The sequence below is a fragment of the [Scytonema hofmanni] UTEX 2349 genome, from assembly GCF_000582685.1.
Taxonomy (GTDB): domain Bacteria; phylum Cyanobacteriota; class Cyanobacteriia; order Cyanobacteriales; family Nostocaceae; genus Hassallia; species Hassallia hofmanni.
Genome location: NZ_KK073768.1, coordinates 5,326,425 through 5,346,954 on the forward strand (window position 1 = coordinate 5,326,425; position 20,530 = coordinate 5,346,954).

At 37.9% G+C, this 20,530-nt stretch carries 15 protein-coding genes; 9 read left to right on the top strand and 6 right to left on the bottom strand.

Annotation, left to right across the window (positions count from 1 at the left end):
- Window positions 1-152 precede the first annotated feature (152 nt).
- Window positions 153-1,016 (top strand): class I SAM-dependent methyltransferase, encoded by an 864-nt coding sequence (locus TOL9009_RS0129365; protein WP_029636949.1) that lies wholly within the window; start codon window positions 153-155, stop codon window positions 1,014-1,016.
- Between the two features lie 411 nt (window positions 1,017-1,427).
- Here the strand turns inward: TOL9009_RS0129365 and TOL9009_RS0129370 are convergent, their stop codons facing one another.
- The 4 genes from TOL9009_RS0129370 to TOL9009_RS0129385 form a co-directional block, all read right to left on the bottom strand.
- Complete coding sequence (locus tag TOL9009_RS0129370) at window positions 1,428-2,696, bottom strand: ATP-grasp domain-containing protein (RefSeq protein ID WP_144238368.1); 1,269 nt, start codon at window positions 2,694-2,696, stop codon at window positions 1,428-1,430.
- Between the two features lie 579 nt (window positions 2,697-3,275).
- Window positions 3,276-3,788 (bottom strand): L,D-transpeptidase, encoded by a 513-nt coding sequence (locus TOL9009_RS0129375; RefSeq protein ID WP_029636953.1) that lies wholly within the window; start codon window positions 3,786-3,788, stop codon window positions 3,276-3,278.
- Between the two features lie 302 nt (window positions 3,789-4,090).
- Window positions 4,091-5,320, bottom strand: coding sequence for a hybrid sensor histidine kinase/response regulator (locus tag TOL9009_RS0129380; protein ID WP_029636954.1), 1,230 nt, complete (start codon window positions 5,318-5,320; stop codon window positions 4,091-4,093).
- A gap of 7 nt (window positions 5,321-5,327) precedes the next feature.
- Window positions 5,328-8,114 (bottom strand): hybrid sensor histidine kinase/response regulator, encoded by a 2,787-nt coding sequence (locus TOL9009_RS0129385; protein ID WP_038296684.1) that lies wholly within the window; start codon window positions 8,112-8,114, stop codon window positions 5,328-5,330.
- Window positions 8,115-8,599: 485 nt separating this feature from the next.
- Here TOL9009_RS0129385 and TOL9009_RS0129395 point away from each other — a divergent pair, with 485 nt between their 5' ends.
- From TOL9009_RS0129395 to TOL9009_RS0129430, 8 genes are all read left to right on the top strand, one after another.
- Window positions 8,600-10,165 (top strand): hypothetical protein, encoded by a 1,566-nt coding sequence (locus tag TOL9009_RS0129395; protein ID WP_029636960.1) that lies wholly within the window; start codon window positions 8,600-8,602, stop codon window positions 10,163-10,165.
- 6 nt (window positions 10,166-10,171) lie between these two features.
- Complete coding sequence (locus TOL9009_RS0129400; protein ID WP_029636961.1) at window positions 10,172-11,377, top strand: DUF1822 family protein; 1,206 nt, start codon at window positions 10,172-10,174, stop codon at window positions 11,375-11,377.
- A gap of 20 nt (window positions 11,378-11,397) precedes the next feature.
- The gene (locus tag TOL9009_RS0129405) at window positions 11,398-13,737 is read left to right on the top strand and encodes a CHASE2 domain-containing protein (RefSeq protein WP_029636962.1); all 2,340 of its coding nucleotides are present in this window, start codon (window positions 11,398-11,400) and stop codon (window positions 13,735-13,737) included.
- Between the two features lie 210 nt (window positions 13,738-13,947).
- Window positions 13,948-14,697 carry a DUF928 domain-containing protein gene (locus TOL9009_RS0129410; protein ID WP_029636964.1) on the top strand — a complete coding sequence of 250 codons (750 nt, stop codon included), beginning with the start codon at window positions 13,948-13,950 and terminating at the stop codon, window positions 14,695-14,697.
- Window positions 14,698-15,372: 675 nt separating this feature from the next.
- Window positions 15,373-17,211 carry a tetratricopeptide repeat protein gene (locus TOL9009_RS0129415; RefSeq protein ID WP_029636966.1) on the top strand — a complete coding sequence of 613 codons (1,839 nt, stop codon included), beginning with the start codon at window positions 15,373-15,375 and terminating at the stop codon, window positions 17,209-17,211.
- A 123-nt stretch (window positions 17,212-17,334) separates the two neighbouring features.
- Window positions 17,335-17,739, top strand: coding sequence for a hypothetical protein (locus TOL9009_RS0129420; protein WP_260675961.1), 405 nt, complete (start codon window positions 17,335-17,337; stop codon window positions 17,737-17,739).
- Between the two features lie 45 nt (window positions 17,740-17,784).
- Entirely contained in the window at window positions 17,785-18,066 is a 282-nt protein-coding gene (locus TOL9009_RS0129425; RefSeq protein ID WP_029636970.1) for a hypothetical protein, read from the top strand.
- Entirely contained in the window at window positions 18,063-18,488 is a 426-nt protein-coding gene (locus TOL9009_RS0129430) for a type II toxin-antitoxin system VapC family toxin (RefSeq protein WP_029636971.1), read from the top strand. Before TOL9009_RS0129425 ends, TOL9009_RS0129430 begins: the two co-directional genes overlap by 4 nt.
- 58 nt (window positions 18,489-18,546) lie before the next feature.
- On the opposite strand, the gene TOL9009_RS0129435 is transcribed toward TOL9009_RS0129430, so the two are convergent.
- Together TOL9009_RS0129435 and TOL9009_RS0129440 are read right to left on the bottom strand one after the other, a co-directional pair.
- The gene (locus TOL9009_RS0129435; RefSeq protein WP_029636973.1) at window positions 18,547-20,052 is read right to left on the bottom strand and encodes a VanZ family protein; all 1,506 of its coding nucleotides are present in this window, start codon (window positions 20,050-20,052) and stop codon (window positions 18,547-18,549) included.
- A 198-nt stretch (window positions 20,053-20,250) separates the two neighbouring features.
- Window positions 20,251-20,499, bottom strand: coding sequence for a hypothetical protein (locus tag TOL9009_RS0129440; RefSeq protein ID WP_029636975.1), 249 nt, complete (start codon window positions 20,497-20,499; stop codon window positions 20,251-20,253).
- Between the last annotated feature and the right edge of the window lie 31 nt (window positions 20,500-20,530).

The following is a 20,530-nucleotide window of genomic DNA, read 5'->3' on the forward strand; positions in this document are numbered from 1 at the left end:
TAACGGGGTGACAATCAAAAAGTCCTCACACTGAGAGGCTGCTTTTTACATTACTTTACACGATTAACACTAAGAGACTAACAGATTTTTCGGATAGACTCTTAACACAACCACAAACTTGACGTTTACTTAGTCTCTTGGAGTTGAATTTTATGACGAACACAAACGATGGCAAATGGCTCATCCCCTCTTGCCTTATCTCAAAATCTCTTGAAAAAGAGAAAGCGGATTGGGATGAAATTCACAAAGATTATTCAACAAATGTTTTCAACTTAACGCAAGAGCCTAAAATCAGTGAAACACTGATACGTCCTTCTAGCCAATCTCCCTGCTTTGATATCCCAAATTCTCCTGAAATCAAAGTTCTGATTCCCGGCTGTGGCTCTGAGATTTCTCTTCAGAAGACATTAATCGAGTTTTGTCCCCAAATTGGACAAATTTACTGTACGGATTTTTCCAAAACAGCTCTTGATAAAGCTCAAAGCAATTGGCAACAAGCTAATGGAAATGAAAGACTCAACAATCAACAATTAGTTTTTGCTGAGGCTGATTCTACAAAATTAACAGAACAAAGACCTGACTGGCAGGATAAATTTGATTACGTTCTCGTTGTTAATTCAGTTTTATCAAATGACGATGTAAAGAATCGTCAGATGCTTAAAGAGTTTTATAAGGTTCTCAAGCCAGGGGGAAGGCTTTACGGATTTTTCCTAACTATCTTTTGGGATTTAGAAGTTGCCTATTTAAGTCAAGCTAAAGCTCACTGGTTAACAGACGGAACAATTAATTTAGCCGATAGTGCTCTCTATGATAGGAAATGGAGCGATCGCCAGATATTTTATACTCCATTGCGGTTGAATCGCATCTTTAAAGAAATAGGATTCAAAAGGCTTAGTTTCGAGGTTTATTTAAGTGATTCTCCTATCTTAGTCGCTAATATGAAAGAAACTTATGACATTGACGAGCCAGATATATATCCGTGGGAATTTCTAGTCAGGCTGGAAAAACAGACATGAGGTTGAGTATTTTGGCAATCTGATGATGCTTGGGTTTGATGCCAGAGGTGTCTGGTGAAAACTGCTTTCAGAAGGCAGAAGGCAACCCACCCTTACTCATAGTGGGATTGAAACAAGGACGTTTTATACCGTCCGTGCAAGCCATCTTGAGTATAATTATTTGTTTCAACTGGGCTTTAAACCCACAAAGTAAGTTTTAATTGATACTCCTAACATAAGTGCCTTCTGCCCTCGAACTTCTGCCTTTCTTGTAAAGAAATTTCCACATACCCTTGAAAAGTCACAAGGTGCAGTTCTTCATGCATACTTTAGAGTCAGAAAGGGGTTGCCAACGGCAACCCTTTTCTGAGTTCATCACAATGATTACTATTATTAAGTAAAAACGGCTTCTTTTTTTTGGTTAATTTATTTCTAAAAAATCCCAAAACGAAAGTTTAGCATCTGTTTTATTTCTTGAAGTTCACTAAGAATCTCGTTTAAAGAATCTCGAGCGATATTGACAAAAGCATACCTATAAGTAAAAGCATCCTGAGGATAATCAGAAAGTTTCCTTCCTGGTGGAATTAGAGAAGTAATTTGAGTATTAGGAAATCGAGACTCTAGTTCATCAATATACGACTTAGTTGGTATCTCTGTGACAATTGCATCAGCCGTTCTACGAAGCACACATGAGCTTGCGTACTTTTGAAGTACTAAGTTTTCTTCTAGTGTATCAACGATATCCTCTCCTAAGGCAACCTGAATGAGTCGAGCGAGAGGATTCATCCCTGTTACCTTTTCGATTAAAAAAACAAACTGCATACTCAAACGCGTGTTTATTTCAATGATTGATACCGTGCAATCTTCTTCTCTTACCTTCATTTCAATATTAAAAAGTGTATTGTTTAATCCAACTCCTTTAATCACTCTCTCACTTATCTGGTAAATTTTATCTTCGAGGAGAGCGGAACAATGAAACGGAAAGTCAAAGCGATCAAAGCTAATCTTATTAGGAAGAAATACACAAAGAGTATTGCCGAAAAAACCTACTTTGCCATCAGAGATCCATCCATCAACAGTAATGTGATCGCCATAAAGTAGTTCTTCACAGATCATCGAAGTCGCTGACGGCATTTCCATAGGGTTTACCAGTCCAAACGTCATCATCTCCTCAAAAGACCAACAGTAACGCTCATTTTGTGTATTAAGCACGCTAGATGCCTGACTTAAAATTTTTTGAAGAGAAGCGTAGTTTTCAATATAGAAAGAGTATCTAGAAACTTTAGACAGAACCGGTTTTGTGAAAAGAGGAAAAGAAAGTGTTACATCTTCATCTCTTTGAATTTCACTACCAAGTTGGAATTTCGGAGTACACTCTGGAACAATCTCCCTCTGAGAGAGACGAGAGAGATATTTATTTTGTGTTCTTACTATCGACTCAGGAGAAGGACCGCGAAGGTGTAGTCTCTCAGCTAGAATCGACGCCACTAGACTAGGTAGATCATTTGTTCCAACAACACCATCAAATCTTTCAATTCCGTTTTTATACTTCTGAATACGATCCAAGATTTGCTGATATAAACCGTCTTTTACGTACTCTTCAACTACATCTATGATAACTTTGTATGCCGGATTTCGCCTTGCCCACGCAGAAATGACTTCTTTTTCATACACACAGCAAATAATAAGAATTGTTTTCACTTTTTCAAGATACTTTGTAATTTCAGGATAGGGTAAGTACAGTATTGCATAAGTTTGTAGCGAATTGATATTAAAAAATTTTTGACGCTAAAGTGAGGATGACACAAATACTCAACCATTCAGGATAATGATTGGTCGGCAAAAAAACTTACAAGAAAGGCAGAAGTTCGAGGGCAGAAGGCACTTATGTTAGGAGTATCAATTAAAACTTACTTTGTGGGTTTAAAGCCCAGTTGAAACAAATAATTATACTCAAGATGGCTTGCACGGACGGTATAAAACGTCCTTGTTACAATCCCACTATGAGTAAGGGTGGGTTGCCTTCTGCCTTCTGCCTCCTGCCTTCTGAAGGGGTGCAACTAACAGAAGACGAAAAGAATCTGTTGCATCAACAAGCAGGGCAAACGCATCTTCTCAATAAAGCCCCAAATCGCATTAAGGTCTGCTTATTGATAATTAGTTAGGCGATCGCTTTGACACGAGAAATTCTGATTATGAGCCTTTATTCATTAACCAAGGTTTTTGTCAAGACTAATTTAGATCCGTTTGCCCTGAGTCGTCCCCCCCTCTCTCGATCTCCTATCTTTGTATAACCACAGAAGTTCCCATCGGTGCCCAATTGAATAACCATTTAGCATGATTTACTGCGACATTCACGCATCCATGACTCACTGGAGTGCCAAATTTTCGATGCCAATATGCACCGTGAATTCCGTAGTTGCCATCATAAAACATTGCATAAGGAACGTTGGGAACATTGTAATTTTCACCCCGCATTCTGGTTTTTCTGTGCTTGGATTGAATCTTAAAAGTACCTGTGAGAGTGGGGGTAGATTTTTTCCCTGTGGAAACAGCAACAGCATACATCGGTGTTGCCCCTTCCCAAGCTATTAAACGTTGTTTTGAGAGATTAATTTGAATCCAGCGCTGATTAGATTGTTGTAGAGTTTGGATTTGTTCAGCAATTATTTGCTTTTTTGGTTTTGCCCACACTTCACCTGTTTCAACATTAACAAAAGTCACAGTTAATGCAGCACCAGTAATAAATACTTTTAAGGTACGCAACCAGTTAGAAGAAATCAGACTTTTCATAGTAAATATACTCCGCTTAAGTTTTCAAATTTCTGCAATCGGCATGAGTTTTATATAATTTAATCGTAAAACAACTTTTTTAATTAGTCACTACTCTGAAGCTAGGTGCAAATAATTATAAGATACACCAGCCTATCGCTAATATCGAATAGACATAACAGACTATTCTGTGCTACGTCTCTACAAGGTGAGGGGTTTTATATATGTACTTTCTAAACCTGAAATCTGCGGTTGTTGAGATTAGTGCAAGTTATCTATCAGTTCTAACGAAGTTTAACGCACCATTAATAGTCCCAGGTGGGTTACTCAATTAATACCAGTGGCATTTCCGAATTTTTATTTAGTGGCAAAGTAATAATAAACTCTGTTCCTTCTCCTAACTTGGAGTGACAAGTTAAATTTCCGCCGTGTTTTTCGACTACAATAGAGTAAGCGATCGCTAACCCTAAACCTGTTCCATTTCCTACAGATTTAGTGGTAAAAAACTGGTCAAAGATTTTCTGTATTACATCCCCAGATATTCCTACTCCATTATCGGCAATTCTAATTAAGACACTCTTTTCGTCTGGTGTAACTTCTGTAGTAATTCTAATTTGTCCTTTTTTTTGAACAAAGGACTCTTGTATTGCATCGATGGCATTTGCTAAGATATTCATAAAAACTTGATTAATTTGCCCTGCACAACATTCGACTGAAGGCAAATTACCGTATTCTTTAACTACTTCGATTTCTGAATAATTTTGAGCTTGTTTGAGACGAATACCGAGAATCATCAAAGTGCTATCAATGCCATCATGCAAGTTTACTGCTTTGGGTTCAGCTTCATCTAAGTGAGAAAATATTCTTAGCGATCGCACAATTTCTTGAATTCGCTGAGTCCCCACCCTCATTGATGTTAACAACTTAGAAAGGTCTTTTTTAATAAATGCCAGCTCAATTTTTCGGGAATAATCTTGAATTTCTGGAATATAATTAGAGGTATAAATTTCATATAAATGCAGCATTTTTAACAATTGTTCAATATATTTTGCCGCAAAATGTAAATTACCTTCAATAAAATTGACGGGGTTGTTAATTTCGTGAGCTACCCCTGCGACTAATTGTCCTAAAGAAGACATTTTTTCTTGCTGTATTAACTTAAGTTGAGTTTTACGCAATTCTAAATGGACATTAATTCGAGCTAATACTTCTTGGTGTTGAAAAGGTTTAGTAATATAATCAACTGCTCCTAATTGCAAACCTTTTACCTTATCTACCACATCAGAAAGAGCTGTCATGAAAATTACTGGAATTTCCCTAGTTTTGGGATTAGCTTTGAGACGACGACAAGTTTCAAATCCATCAATTCCTGGCATCATCACATCTAACAAAATTAATTGTGGTAATTCCTCTTGGGCTTTTTTTAAGGCACTTTCACCGTTTTTAGCTACAGATACATTAAAATTAGAGTCATCTAAAAAATCAAGTAATACTTTAATATTAGTGGGAATATCATCAACAATTAAGATAGTATCTTGGTAAGTACTTAGCATAAAAATTTTACAAAATAAAAGATTGAATTAAATTAGCGATCGCTTCATCGTCAAATTCATCCGCTAACTTTAATATAGAGTTAGCAAAAGCTGTATATTTAGAATCTAGCTGTTTAATTCGGTTAGCTTCCTCTATAATTCGCAAAACATAACCACCCTTAGCAGCTTGATACAGATTGGTAAGTTCTTGACTTGGGGGGATAACCATTTCATCCACCTTAGTAAAAGTCTCTTGACTTTCCGCAACTAATTCTGAGTTATCCTTAGTTTCATAAATCCATTCCAACCCTAAATAACTCTGTAATTGCTCAAATAATTTTCTTGCTTGCACAGGTTTAGCAAGAAAATCATTGCAACCTGCTTCTGTACTTTTTTGACGATCCGAGCTGAACACACTAGCAGAAGAAGCGATAATTAGTGCATTTTTAAATTCTGCTAAATTACGCAAAGCTTGAGTCATCTCAAAGCCATCCATTACAGGCATCGATAAGTCAGTTATAATTACATCTGGCTGAAATTCTTGAGCTTTTTCTAAACCATCTTGTCCATTATTTGCCTCAATCATCTCAAAATTAATTGGTTGTAACAAATTTACAATAACAGCCCGATTTTCCCAGCGATCGTCAACAATCAAAATTTTCCGTCTTTCACCTTGATAACCAATTATATTTTGCTCAAAGTTGTTTTTTTCTAACTTAATCAAATCTGTTGCTTCTATTAAATCTAAATCAAACCAAAACTTACTACCTTTTCCATAAATACTCTCAACATGAATTTTACTGCCCATCATTTCCACAATTTGGCGACTAATTGCTAGTCCTAAACCAGTTCCTTCCGCTTTCTGTGCTATATCTCCCACCTGTTCAAAAGGCAAAAAGATTTTATCTAACTGTTCGGGTTTCATTCCCACACCAGTGTCTTCAATTTGAAAGCGAATTTTTGTGATTTTTCCACTATCAATTCCGTTATCAAGTTCAACCTGATAATCTGTAAAATCAGGCGAATTAGTCAGCACACCAACCTGAAACTTTACACCACCACGTTCAGTAAATTTGATCGCATTTCCTAACAAATTAATTAACACTTGACGCAGACGTTTTTCATCAGCATGAATAGCTGTAGGTAAATGATTGAGTGGTTGATAATCGAAATTAATTTCTTTTTGTTCTGCCTTAATACTACATATTTCTCGAACTCCCAATAAAAAGTTATCCAAATAAAAATCTGTAGGATATAGTTCTAACTTTTGTGCCTCGATTTTAGAAATATCTAAAATATCATTAATTAATGTCAATAAATGCGAACCACACTGATAAATGATGTTAATTCCATCCTGTTGCTTAGAAGTAGCAGTTCTATCACGTTGGAGAATTTGAGCATAGCCAAGAATACCATTAAGAGGAGTTCGCAATTCATGGCTCATGTTTGCCAAAAATTCGCTTTTTGCACGGTTGGCAGCTTCGGCTTGTTCTTTAGCTAAATTCAATTCTTTTGTACGTTCTGCAACTCGATTTTCTAATTCTGTAAAAGACTCTTGCAGTTGTTTTGCCATTTTGTTAAAAGATTGTGCCAAAATACTGATTTCTCTCACCCCGACAATTTCCATAGAAGAGTCTAAGTTTCCCGCAGCAATTTGCTCAGATGCTTGAATTAATCGGAAAATTGGTTTTGCAATTGAGCGAGAAGTAATCACACCTAAAAACGTAGCCACTCCTAAAGCTAATAAACAGAGCAAAATAGTAATGCGGGTGTTAACATTAATTTGCCCCATAAAATCAGACTCTGGTATTGTCACCACAATCAGCCAATCTAGACCATATTTGTCTTTCCAAGGCGTAATTTGAGCAAATTGGCGCTCACCGTTGAGGGTAAATTCTAAGTATTGGCTGGCTTTAATTTGGTTTAAATTGCCAAAGTGTTTACTTAAATGCTGTGCCGTGGCTCGAATTAAGGTATCTTTACTTTCTGAGGCTTTGAGACGTTTTGCCTCCTTATTTACGATTGTGTAGGACGCTTCAGTTGCGGAACTTGCTACGAGTAACCCCTCACGCTCTAAGATAAAAGTTTTGCCTTTTGGACTAATTAGTAATTGCTGGAGGAACTCATGAATGTGGGAAAGACGCAGATCAGTGACTAGAACTCCCATGAAAGTGTGGGTTTCATCGTAAAGGGGGTAACTAGCAGAGATAGATATAATATCTGGAGCATCATTCCACGGATAAACTTTACTCCACACGGGTTTGCCCGCTTTCACCGCAGCTTGATAAGCATCTTCTGCCTGAGGATTGTAGTCTTCGATAAATGCTAACTTAGTGCGATTTCCTTCGTTATCTGTGGCGTAGATGTAGTTTTTACCTTTGTGATTGCGGGAAATTTCCTCAATGTCAGCATGGTTGGGATCTTTGTAATAGCCTGCTCCCGCAAATTCACCTGTTGGCAGTACGAGGGAAATATAACTTACATCAAACACCTGTATTTGTTTCCAAAAATAATGCTCTATGCCTTGAAAGTCTTGCAGGTTAAGCAAGCCTAATTTCATGGCATCGGCATTAATCTGATTAATTTGATGGGGAGTAGCTAAGTAACTATCTAGATGCTGATCGATGCGATCGCTCACCTCGGTTTGTAACTGAGTTGCCAAATCATTAATCGCTTTTTGTCCGTTGCGTAAAGAGAAATAACCCACAAGTCCCACCGCAGCAAAGATTTGCAGAACAAACGGAACCACTAAAACAAGGCGTAATGGTACTTTCTGGGCAAGCTGGGTGCGGGTGGCGATCGTTTTCAGTGACATCAGTTGGCGTAAAATAAAATCCTTGCAAAAGGCATCGCCCTTAAACGAAGATGTTTTGTGCTATTTATCATACAGGACTTACACACAAACTACGTATTTCTGTCCCTATCGACGGCAGGAAGCAATCTCAAAGATTTGTTTTCTGGTAACGAGTGCGTAAGTCCTACTTATATAGTTCCCAAAATGAGTTTGAAAATTTCAATCTCTGGCATTGGGCAATTTCAAGAGGGAAGGGGGAAAGGGGAAGGGGAAGGGGAAAGGGGAAGGGGAAAGGGGAAGGGGGAAAGGGGAAAGGATAAGAAAAAAGAAATACTTGTCCCCCCTGCCTCCCCTGCTCCCCCTGCTTCCCCTGCCTCCCCTGCTTCCTCCTCAAAAATCTGCCTTAAGTGCATAATTAACCTCAAGTGAGTCCCATCAATAAAGTAGAACCATCGCTTTACCACTAGGTTATGAACACTCGTTGACAACCAGCAAGAGGTAACTTCATGAAAAAACGTGAAGACATCGTGGAAAAATTCTCGACGTTTCTGAGCTTCGGAAACGCGAATATTCCTAGAAACCTGATTTGGCACACAGATCCAGAACTTGAACGTTACATAAAACATTTAGTCAAGTCAGAACCAGAGGCTAATAAAGAATTTTGGGCACGATATTTTTTGAAAATTTTAACAGAGGTATCCCATTCCCAGAGTAGAGAAGCAGAAAATAAAAAAGATACACAAACACTAATTCAAACTGCCACGGGCAAATTTTCTGTCTCACCATCTTCTTTAATAGCAGGAAGACACTTGTCAGCTTACTTACAAGAAGCTTGTTTGTGGGCTTCTCAAAAAAATTATCAAAAATTTAAGTTTCTTCGGCACAAATACTCATTAGAAGAATACTTTCAGATAGCTAATTCAGCTGCAAATCCTCCAGCCAAACTTTTCAAAAATTTTAACTTTGAACATCCGCAAACCAATATAGAAGGTTATGCTAAAACTGCATTAGTACGTTTTGTCAGCAATACAATTTATCGTCAAGATATAGAGGCAAAAAGAGATAGGTTTTCTGATTATGGTTTGTTAAAAAATTTAAGTTATAAAGAATTGCGAGAAGCTTTAACTTATCAAGGGATAAACAAGAACCAAATTCCATCATACTGCTTAGTTTGGCAATGCTTAGATGAAATTTATCAACCGAACCAGAGCCTAAACAATAGGAATTTTAAATATCCAAGTGAAATACAATTAACCCAAATTACTTTTCGCTACAATCAACGGCAAAATCAACTAAATTCTTCTACAGCAACTTCAGTAGACAAAATTCAAGATATGCTGTCAACCTGCATTAAAGCTGCTCGCAATTACCGCACCAAACGTTTTTTACCTCTAGAAGAATATGATACTATATCTGACTTGATGCCTACTCCTTGGGATAAACTTTTACAAGAAGAAGCATCAGAACAAGTTCAATCTCTCATCTGGGAATTATTTTCAAATATGCCAGAAGCTGGACAAATAGTCTTGAAACTTTTGCTAGGATTAAATTTAACTCAAATTGAAATCGCAGCCGTTGTAAAAAGCAAGTATCCGGAATTGCAAAAGCAATATCAAGTGGCTCGTCATTTAGCAAGATACAATAAAAATCTCTTAAAAGATTTGGCTAATCAGTGGTGGAAAATTAATCCAGAAATTTGTTTAAATCATGACAAAGATATTGAACGAATAAAAGACGCTATGATTGAGTGCTTGCAGTCGCTGTGTCAAAACTTGTTATATTCGATTTTGGATAAAATTGAACAGCAATGCAATCATTCAAAAAAACTTTTAACTCTGACCAATGAAATAAATCTGCTGAAACAGCAAGGAGTAAAACCGTTAATTGTTGACTTATATGAAGCATCTAATATGCTTCAAGACATAAAACAGAATTTAATAAATTCTTTTAAGCAAGAATTAGAAAATAATATGAATTTAACTACAAAATCTCTAGATTTAGTTGAATCTAAAATAGATATTTTTGTTGATGAATGGATAAAATGCAAACTGTATGTTGCTAATAAAGGGTGAACTAAAATGACATCTGACTTAAATGAATTAATGATAATTTATCCAGAAAGATTATGGTTAGAAATATCAGATCAAGCACAAGAACACGCTTGGCGATTATCTAAACAAAAGTCTTATTCTCATACAAATGCTAGTTGGAATGCCTACCTTAATAATCTGTGTTTGCATGTTTTTTGGGCTTGGCTGAAAGAAGACCCAGATTTGCGGGAGACTGTCAAGGTTTGGCTAGATGACGAGCAACTAGCAAGCGTCTGGGAAGTTGTAAATGGCACGATGCTAACCATCGGTGATACTAATTTAGTGCTAATTCCTAGCGATAAAAGTAATTTTCAAGAGTTGCGGATTCCCCAAGAATGGGTTGATATTCCTAACTGGGCAGCTAACTATTATTTGGCTGTGCAGTTAAACTTGGAAGAACGCTGGTTTGGGGTATGGGGATACGCGACTCATCAACAAATCAGGAAAGAAGCTAAATATGATTCTTTGGATCAAACTTATTCTTTGGATGTAGAAGATTTAATTACAGATTTGAATGTGATGTGGGTAGCACGAGAAGTTTGCCCTGTTGATAAACTAGAAGTAAAACCTTTGTCGATATCAAGTAGACAAGTAGATAAATTATTAGACCAGCTAAGTAAATTCATGTTTTATTCACCTCGTTTAGATGTGCCTTTTGAAATGTGGGGAGCACTACTGGCAGTGGAGGAATATCGGCAGCGTCTCTATCAACTACGGGTAGAAAATCAAAAAAATAACAATATAGCAAATAACTTGAGCCAATGGTTTGAAAATATCTTTGAGGTGGGTTGGCAATCTTTTGATGCGGTTATTAGTTCACAAGAGAAAACTTTAGGTGTTCAATTTAGAACTGATGTGACGTTGAACGATCTGCGTGTCAAGCGAGCCAAGTTGATTGATTTGGGGATGCAATTGGGTGGTACTTCCGTTGTGCTGCTAGTGGGTTTAACATCAGAGTTGGATGAAAAAATCAGTATTCGCGTGCAACTTCATCCGGCAAATGAAGAAATTTACTTGCTACCCTATCTCAGACTGCTTTTGCTCTCGGAATCAGGGAAAATTCTTCAGGAAGTAGAATCAAGAAATCACGATCATTTGATTCAATTAAAGAAATTTAAATCTTATCCTGGAAAAAAATTTAGTATTAAAATAGCTTTTCATGATATCAGTATTAAAGAAGACTTTGTGCTTTAATCGCTGCTTAATTTCCAGGCATGAGTAAGTTAGTTGTATTAAATTTGGGAAGAGGTGACTTAAAGCGAGGCTTTCCCTCGGTGACAGTTCAGCTATGGGAAGAAGGCAATCCCATTGCCATGCAATTTACAGGCAGCTTACCACCGGCATCGTCGCTTTGGCAACTCTACAGGCGTTGGCAGTTACTTTATCAGTTGCTGTATGAAGCGCTTTATCCTAGTTTAGGTTGGCGGAGATACGTAGAGAAACAAGATGAAGAAATTGAAATAGATGAAGAAGATGTAACTAATATTTCCTCGGTAGATTTTATTAATTTATGTGATGATTTATCTAAGGGAATCAATACTTGGCTGAAGTCTGAGACATTTCGCAATATTGACCAAAAATTACGCACAACATTAGCCCCTAATGATGAAATTCGGGTAATTTTGGCAACAGAAGACGAAGAAGTAAAACGGCTTCCTTGGCATCTATGGAATTTTTTTGAAGATTATCAATCAAGTATTGTCGGTATCAGTGCAGCTGAGATTGCACAAGTTAAGCCATTACCTAAAAAGCCAGGGGATAAGTTAAGAATTTTAGCGATTATTGGCAATAGTGAAGGAATTGATCTCGAAAAAGATAAAGCAATTTTAGAACAATTACCAGGCGCTGAAACAGTTTTTCTCGTGGAGCCGCAACGAAAAGAGTTAGATAAATGGCTGTGGGATAAACAGGGTTGGGATATTCTCTTCTTTGCTGGACATGGTTCAACTCAAACTGATGGAGAAACCGGACGAATTCATATTAATAAAACTGATTATTTGACGGTTCCTCAGTTGAAAAATGCGCTGAAAGCAGCGATCGCTCGCGGGTTGCGTTTAGCTATTTTTAACTCCTGCGATGGGCTTTCCTTGGCGCGGAATTTAGCTTCTTTGCAGATTCCGCAAATGATTGTTATGCGCGAACCTGTGCCGGATTTAGTCGCACAAGAATTTTTGAAGCATTTTCTTGCAGCATTTGCTGATGGTGAGTCTTTCTACTTAGCGATGCGAGAAGCACAAGATCGGTTGCAGGGTTTAGAAAATGAGTTTCCCTGTGCTAGTTGGTTACCTGTGATGTGTCAGAATCCATCCTCTTCTGCGCTAGTTTGGCAAAAACCAATTCTTACTTCTACACGCAAATCCTTACCAAGCCGACGTATTCTACAGATTGTTTTTCAAGTCAGCTTGTTTGTCACAGCTTTGATAATTGGAATGCGATCGCTGGGAAATTTGCAGTCGTCAGAATTGATGTCTTTCGATCATCTCATGCGATCGCGTCCTTATGAAGCACAAGATCAACGCATCTTAATAGTTGGTGTCACCGAAGTTGATGTTCGCACTCAACCCCCCAAGGAAAGAGGTGGAGCGTCATTATCAGACAAAACTTTGGCACTCGTTGTAAAAAAATTAGAACAGTTTAAACCGCGTGCCATCGGCTTGGATATTTATCGCGAGAATCCAGTCAGCGCAGATTATCCAGACTTAGCCAACACTATGGAAAACAGCGATCGCTTTTTCGCAATCTGCAAAGCCAGTGAAGAAGACAAAAACCCAGGTGTTCCCCCACCTCCAGAAGTTAGTCTGGAACGTCAAGGCTTTAGTGATGTTGTAATTGATCCCGACGAAATAATCCGCCGACAATTATTGGCGATCGCACCAGCACTTCCTTGTTCAACTGACAAATCCTTCAACTTTCGTTTAGCGAACCGTTACTTGGCTGATTTGGGAATTATACCACAACTTAATACTGAAAAAAACTTCCAGTTTGGCAATGTCGTCTTCAAAAACTTGGAGAAAAACAGCGGGGGTTATCACGGAATCGATTACTCAGGTCATCAAATACTGTTAAACTGGCGTTCCTCACCTCAAATTGCTCCAGAAGTTACAATTAAACAAATTCTCAACAATGAACTTACACCAGATTTAGTGCGCGATCGCATTGTCATCATTGGCACTACTGCTGAAAGCTTTCATGACTATTGGTCTACTCCCTACAGCGCTCAAAAAATGCCCTACCAAAGGATGCCAGGGATAGTTGTTCAAGCGCATATGGTAAGTCAGATTCTCAGTGCTGTGTTAGATCGCAGACCATTATTATCAGTCTTGCCGAAATGGGGTGAAGTTCTTTGGGTATGGTCTTGGTCTATTAGCGGAGGTATAATTGCTTGGTACTTCCGCTCACCATCATATTTAGGAATAGCGATCGCCTGCGGTTTGATTATTTTATATGGAGTTTGTCTTTATATATTAATACAAGGGGTATGGATACCGCTTGTTCCCTCAGCCTTGGTTTTTGTTGCTTCTAGTCTAATCGTGACACTATACACTAAAGACTAAGGCGTGTTTTACTCCTCCAAAAGCCCTCAGGCTGGAAGCCTAGGGCTATACAAACAAAGACCACCTACGTGGGGGCTAAAAATCCTAGTTTTTCGTAGTCCGCGCAGGGGGACTTGGTACGCGCAACGCCCCACCCTTCAGGGTGTTGGGCAGGAGCGAAAACACGCCCTAGGGACTAGGCAACAGAGATTTTCATACTTTAGGTGACTAATGATTAATAAAAAATTAAAACATGCATTTACCATTATTTTGACATCGCTGTGCATCACCTACATGATGCCAGTTCTGGCATATTTCGATTCATCTAATATACAAATTCGTTTCAACGAAAAAGAAGTAGATGGATCAAGTCGAGGCAGACCTTCCAAAAGGGTAGGAACAGGAAGCCGGGGAGAATGTCCACCAGTGCAAATGCCAGTTACTGCTTTGATACCCAATAAAAATCCCGGTTTAACGGTTGAGGAGCATCCTACCTTTTGGTTTTTTGTCCCTTATCAGTTTAATAATACATCCGGGGGGGAGTTTACGTTGCAGGATGAGGCAAACAATGATGTTTACCGAACTTCTTTTAAGCTGCCGGAAACACCAGGTATAGTTAGCCTCAGTGTACCATCCACAGTAACCTTAGAACTTAACAAAAGCTATCAATGGTACTTTAAAATTTATTGTAGTCAGCAAAATTTATCTAACCCAGTATTTGTGCGTGGATGGGTGCAAAGAAAAGCGCTCAAATCAAATTTAGAGAAACTTTTGCAAGCAGATATGAGACCGCGATCGCGTACTGCTATTTATGCTCAAAATGGTATTTGGTATTCAGCTTTAACCGAGTTAGCTAAACTTCGTTTTACCGAACCTAAAAATACCGTCTTTATTAATGATTGGGCTAATTTGTTGCGAGATGTTGACTTGGAGAATTTAGCCCAACAACCGATTCTCGGAGAAGTCAAAAGCTACCGTTAAGTTATATTTTTTCTAGTAGGCGTTTCAACACCTATTTTCCGGATTGGTGCTAGGTAATAAAGATGTACCAAAGGTAGGATTGCTACGTCTCTACAAGGTTTTCGGAAAATGCATAATTAATTTATGGAGATGTCTAATAGAAAGAAATTATAGCCGATTGCACTTGGATGCAATATAGAACCTCACCCCGTCTGTTCCGGACATCCCTCTCCTTTATAAAGCTACGGTGTACACACAAGTCTGAAATAGCTGATTAACCAAGGTTTTACCCCACCCTAACCCTGCCCTTATAAAGCAGGGCTGTTTCATTCGACAAGGTATGTATTTTGTCAAGACCATTGGCGATAAATATTTGGGCTTTAGTCATGAATTGTTGACCAAATTGAAGCCTAATATTGAATGCCTTGCTTATTTTTCATCTCCTGAACCCTTGATTTTTAAAGCCTTTTAGGGAATGAAACAGCCCTGCCCTTATAAAGGGGAGGGAACTAGATAGATTTCTTTTTCCTTTCCAAGGGGGGTAATTAGACTTGTGTGTACACGGTAGCTTTATAAAGGAGAGGGAAAGATTTTAGCTACGCTAAAAGCGAGGGTGAGGTTTTATGTACTTCACTCAACCGAGAACCGCTATAATGACTAGAATGAGAATTAACGTAACCTTTTCTATTAGCTAAAGTGTCAGATTCTCTGTCATTGCGCGATCGCTATCTAGCCTTCATTGATGAAATTGTGGAAACTACCCTCAAGGGTAAGATTAGCTCTGTTGAGCAAGTTTATCAAATGTTGCTCAAGGGGGTAAATTCGGAGACGGGGGAAATTTTTGAGTTAGCTTTGAGCGATCGCCTCGATGCCGCCCAAAGCTTGGTAAACTCAGAAAAAGATGAACTGAAAAAAGCGAAAGCTACCCGCAGCTTAAGAGCAATCAAGACAATTGAAAATCAATGGCAACGCACGCAAGAGCAAAATAAAGCTAACAATGCGATCGCTTCCGCAGTTCAAGAAATTACCCAAGAATCAGGCGATCGGCTTGCCGCATTATTACGCGTCATTGACCCCAACCGAAAGTATCCCCTAAGTTTACAACAACTGGGACAACTGGCAAAATCCCTACAGCAGGTTTCTGATAATCAAGAAATTCTGCAACTGTCAGAAGGTGTCACTCGTGGTTTAACATCTTGGCAACGACTTTCTGATAACTTGCTCGGCTGGATGTACGAGGAAAACCGCTCATCAATTGGATTTGGTGGTGTACCCGGTGAAAAAGGTCCTTGGGCAAGTTGGGAAAAGATAGTTAATAGCCCTTTAATTCAAGCACTTTTTCACACGCTGGCAATGGAAGAGTCAGCGATCGTATTTGCCCAACAGCAACGTTTTATTACAGATAGCGATTGGGTAGAATTAACATTGGTTTTGCAGTACTTGCAACGCGGTTTAGTTAACTGGTTTGACCAACAAGCTTACAACATCAAAGCCGGTTCCAACTTATCTATTTCAACTTTCTTGACATTTGCCGCGATTTGGAATCAGTTAGCAAATGGTTTTGTTAGTATAAGCCGCTACAGCAATGCTTCTTCGCAAGTGTTGTTACAAATATTGCGAAACTTTGCCCAGCGTCCGTATTTTCCTTTGTATGGCGGAATTTTCGCTTCATTTTCTGGAAGTTATTTACGAGATGCTTTAGATTATTTAGATGAGCCGCTGCGACAAGCAGAGGGAACTCAAGAAAAAGCGCGGATTTTAACGCTTTTAGGTTATTCACAGCGAGCAATGGGGCAGTACGATCGCTCAATTGGGTTTCATCAACAAGCTTTGGAAATAGCCAGGAATGCAAGCGATCGCCCTTGTGAAATTGCCAATCTCAACCATCTGAGCCGTACTTTTGTGGCATGTGAGAATTATACCGAGGCGATTAACAATAGTCAACGAGCATTGATACTCAGTAGACAAGCAGGCGATCGGACAGGAGAAGCAAACGCGCTAGTAAATTTAGGCTACAGCGAAGTTATGCAAGCGCAGCAACTAAAACAAATTGAACCAGAAACTTATGAAATGGCAATTAACTATTTGCAACAAGGCTTAAAGTTATCAGAACAATTAGGCGATATTCAAAGTAAAGCATTGTGTGTTAGCAGCTTAGGAATTGCTTATTTAGTAACTGAACAACCACAACTTGCTATAAAACATTTAGAAGACGGTTTTAACACAGCGCAAACATCCGGTGATTTGTATTTGCAAGGTTTAAATTTAGCGAGTTTAGCCGAAGCAAATTATAGCATAGCAAATTTTACTAGAGCAATTTACACAGGTTGTTTGGGAATGTATTTACTCAATCAAATTACTTCCCAAGAGTGGCGTAAACCAGCTGCGTTACTAATAATATTGCAAGGACAAATGGGTGCAGAAATTTTCAGCGATGCATTGCAACAACATCGCCCAAAAATCATCGCTGTAATTGGTGTAGATGGTTACGATCACATTCCGCAACTATTAGAAGAATACAAGCAAAGTATGTAGGTAAATAAATATAATGGCTACTTCCATATAGGACTCCTATTTGATTTTTGAACAAAACTCAGTACACTTTTATTTCTTCTTCCCAGTCCCCAGTCCCCAGTCCCCAGTCCCTTACCTCCACGAGTGATTCAGAAATCAAACCGGATTGCTATAGATGTTCAAGGAATTACCATCACCTTGAAACGTATTGTGACACTTTTAGAAAGTGAAGAAGAGGATGAATACGGCATTTCTCAGCCAACTGATTACGCTTTTAAAACTGTAATGAATTTAGTTTTACAGGTACATTGTTTAATGGGAAATAGCTTTCCAAGAGCCTCAGCTTCCACAGATGAGGAAGGAGGTATTAGCCTAGATTGGGCAAGCTTAGATAAAGAACGTCAAGTCAGCCTATTTTGTCCCTTTAGTCCAGATAAAAAAGCTTACATTTATCACGAGAAAAGTGATGAATATGCTGTTGATTATGACGTTTACACTGCCAACTTAGCCCATTGGTTGCAGTGGTTTAACTTTTTAATTAATTTTTAAGTTATTAGATAATGGAAGTATCTTGTCTAGAAGGTAGGAATTTTTATGCTCAACGTAAATTTGGATGATGAAGCCGAGAAGTATTTAGTAGAAATTATGGCACAGGAAAAGATAACAAGTAATGAATTGATAAAACGCCTGTTACATGAACATTGGCAAAGCTTACAGCCTCGAAAAACCGTTTTAGAGCGATTAGAAGAAGTGGGTAGCTTACCTGGAACTCTACCTAATAGCCCAGGTAATTTATCTGATCGAGATGTGCGAAGAAAATATATTGCCGAACATCTACAACAGCGACATCAACGTTCTCAAAAACAGGAAGTATGACTTATCACCCTGTTATTCTTATAGATACATCAATATTAGTCGCTTATTACGATTCGACAGATGAGTATCACAGACAAGTGCGTGGCTTTTTTGCTAATTGTACCAGTGAGCTATTAACTACAGTTGGTTGTGTTACCGAGGTAATGTGGTTATTAGCCCCTAACTGGCAATTGCAAAACAACTTTTTATCTGCTGTTGCTAATAATATCTATAAATGTGAACATCTATCGGTAGAAGATTTTGCCCGTATTGCCGAACTCAATTCTCAGTACGCTAGTTTGCCTGGAGATTTTGCAGATTTGTCATTGGTGACAATTTCAGAGCGTTTGAATATTAGTGCGATCGCTACTCTTGATAAAGATTTTGACATTTATCGTCGCTATCGTCGCCAACCTTTTCAGCGTGTATTTTTACCGCAGTAGTTTTTTCAACGAAACATAAGGGAGTAGGGAGTGGGGAAGTTGAGAAAGAAAATAACTCCTAACTTTTAACTCCTAACATCAAAGTTCGTGCTTTAAATAATAAAGTTATTAAAGCTGTAAAAAATATTCCCAATCCTAAATTGACTAAGCTCAAAGCTTTACCGCTCTGATGAATCAAAAAAGCTTCAACTATCAGCGAAGGTAAAAAAATCCCACAGGGAACCATGAACCGATTAAAATTATATTGACGTTTGGCAATAATACTGAGTAACGCTAAACACAACCCTAACGGAATGAAAGTGACTGCATAGGAAAAAACTTTTTGATTATTTGGCAGTAATTCTAGCAAATTAAAACTATAGACATTTTCTGATTTATCGACATATACCTGTAATTTTGCTTTAGTATAAGTCATAATAATGCGATGCGGATTAGTATCTGCAAAAAAATTAGGTACAGAAAGTTTAATGTCTGACCCATTTTGCCCAGTAATAGGTGTCCGCAAGCGTAATGCTAAATCTTTATTATCTTGCCCAATTGTTAAATTTCGGTGCAACGAATCCCTCGAAAGCGAAATTATTCGTGCTGGTCCATTTTGATTTAAATTTGCAGTAGCAAATTTTGCCCTAACCGTAAACTGTGAAGTTTCGCTAATTCTTTGATTGATTAATTTTACTGGTTCTGCGCTTTGTAACCAACGAGTTGGGGTGATATCAACTCCTTTTTTATTGTCGATAACTTGCGGTTTCGATTGCCCCTGCCATAATAATTCTGGAAGTTGCCCTGTCGAATCACGATAGTTATCTTTACCGTTAAGTTGGTAAATTGCTAGTAGAGAATTACTACCAGCTTGCAAAGAATCTGGATTATTAAATACCTCTTTTACCTCGTTATTAGAGATTGCTTTATCTGCAAATAATAGCTGTGAGACTGAACCTTGCCAAGCTCTATCTCCAGTTTTTTCGTTACCAATTATTAATGAAAAATTTGTATTCCATTCTCTCAAACTGACATTATTTTCCCAGGAAAAGCCCATTAAAAATGTTAACAATATATACCCTGTAAAAAATACCGTAACTTTTTTGAGGGAATTACTAGCTTGAGTATTTTCAAGATAATTGATTGTCGAATTAAAACTGCGTGAGTCCCAAATATAGAAGCAAAGCAACCCAACAAAACCACCAAATGTATTATTAATAATATCAGCCGGAGTTGGGTCACGTGAAGGTAGAAAAGATTGTAAAAACTCAACCGAAAACGATAAGCTCGCACTTGCGATCGCAACGACAACTATCTGGTTTAATCCTTGAATTTGTCTTCGTAGCAGAATACTTGTTAATCCAAGTCCAAAAGGCATAAATAACAAAACATTATTTACCTGGTCTTGAAAAAAACTTGTATTATCAAAATGATTGAATAGCGCTTGTAGTGAATAATTTTCCGGGATTGAAAAATTAAAAGGGTAAAGTGTCGCTATTATAATTGTGAAAATACTAATAATAACTAAAATTAAATCGATTGAACCATAAAATAAAGATTTAGAAGATTGATTGTGTTTAGTCATAACAGTATTTGCATTAACAGCTAAAAAATTATATTAGAAATTTTACTTACTATTTTATATTAGTAGCTAATTATGACTAACATATGGTCAAGACTCAATAAAGTTGCTATAAAGAGTCTGCAAAGTATTACTTGAGACTACTTATTCAAGCAGGCTGCTATTGACAAGACAAGACAATTGCACGAAATAAATTAATGTTTAATATTTTTTGTCCAAAGTCAAGGAGTCTAACTTTCCTATATTAATAGTTAAATGATAAATTTTGGGGTTACTCTTCTTTGAAGATGCCCTACAAGGGGTTTGCCTACCCATGACATCATAGATTAAGTAATAGCCTGCAATTCCTGCCCAAACAGAGGCTTTATGCTCAACCTCTTCCCCTTCAGTGAGGTTCTCTGGTAAAGTATCATTTAAAATTACTGTTTTGCCTTTGATATAGCCTTTCACACTTACAAACCTTGTTTTGTGTTTATTAGTT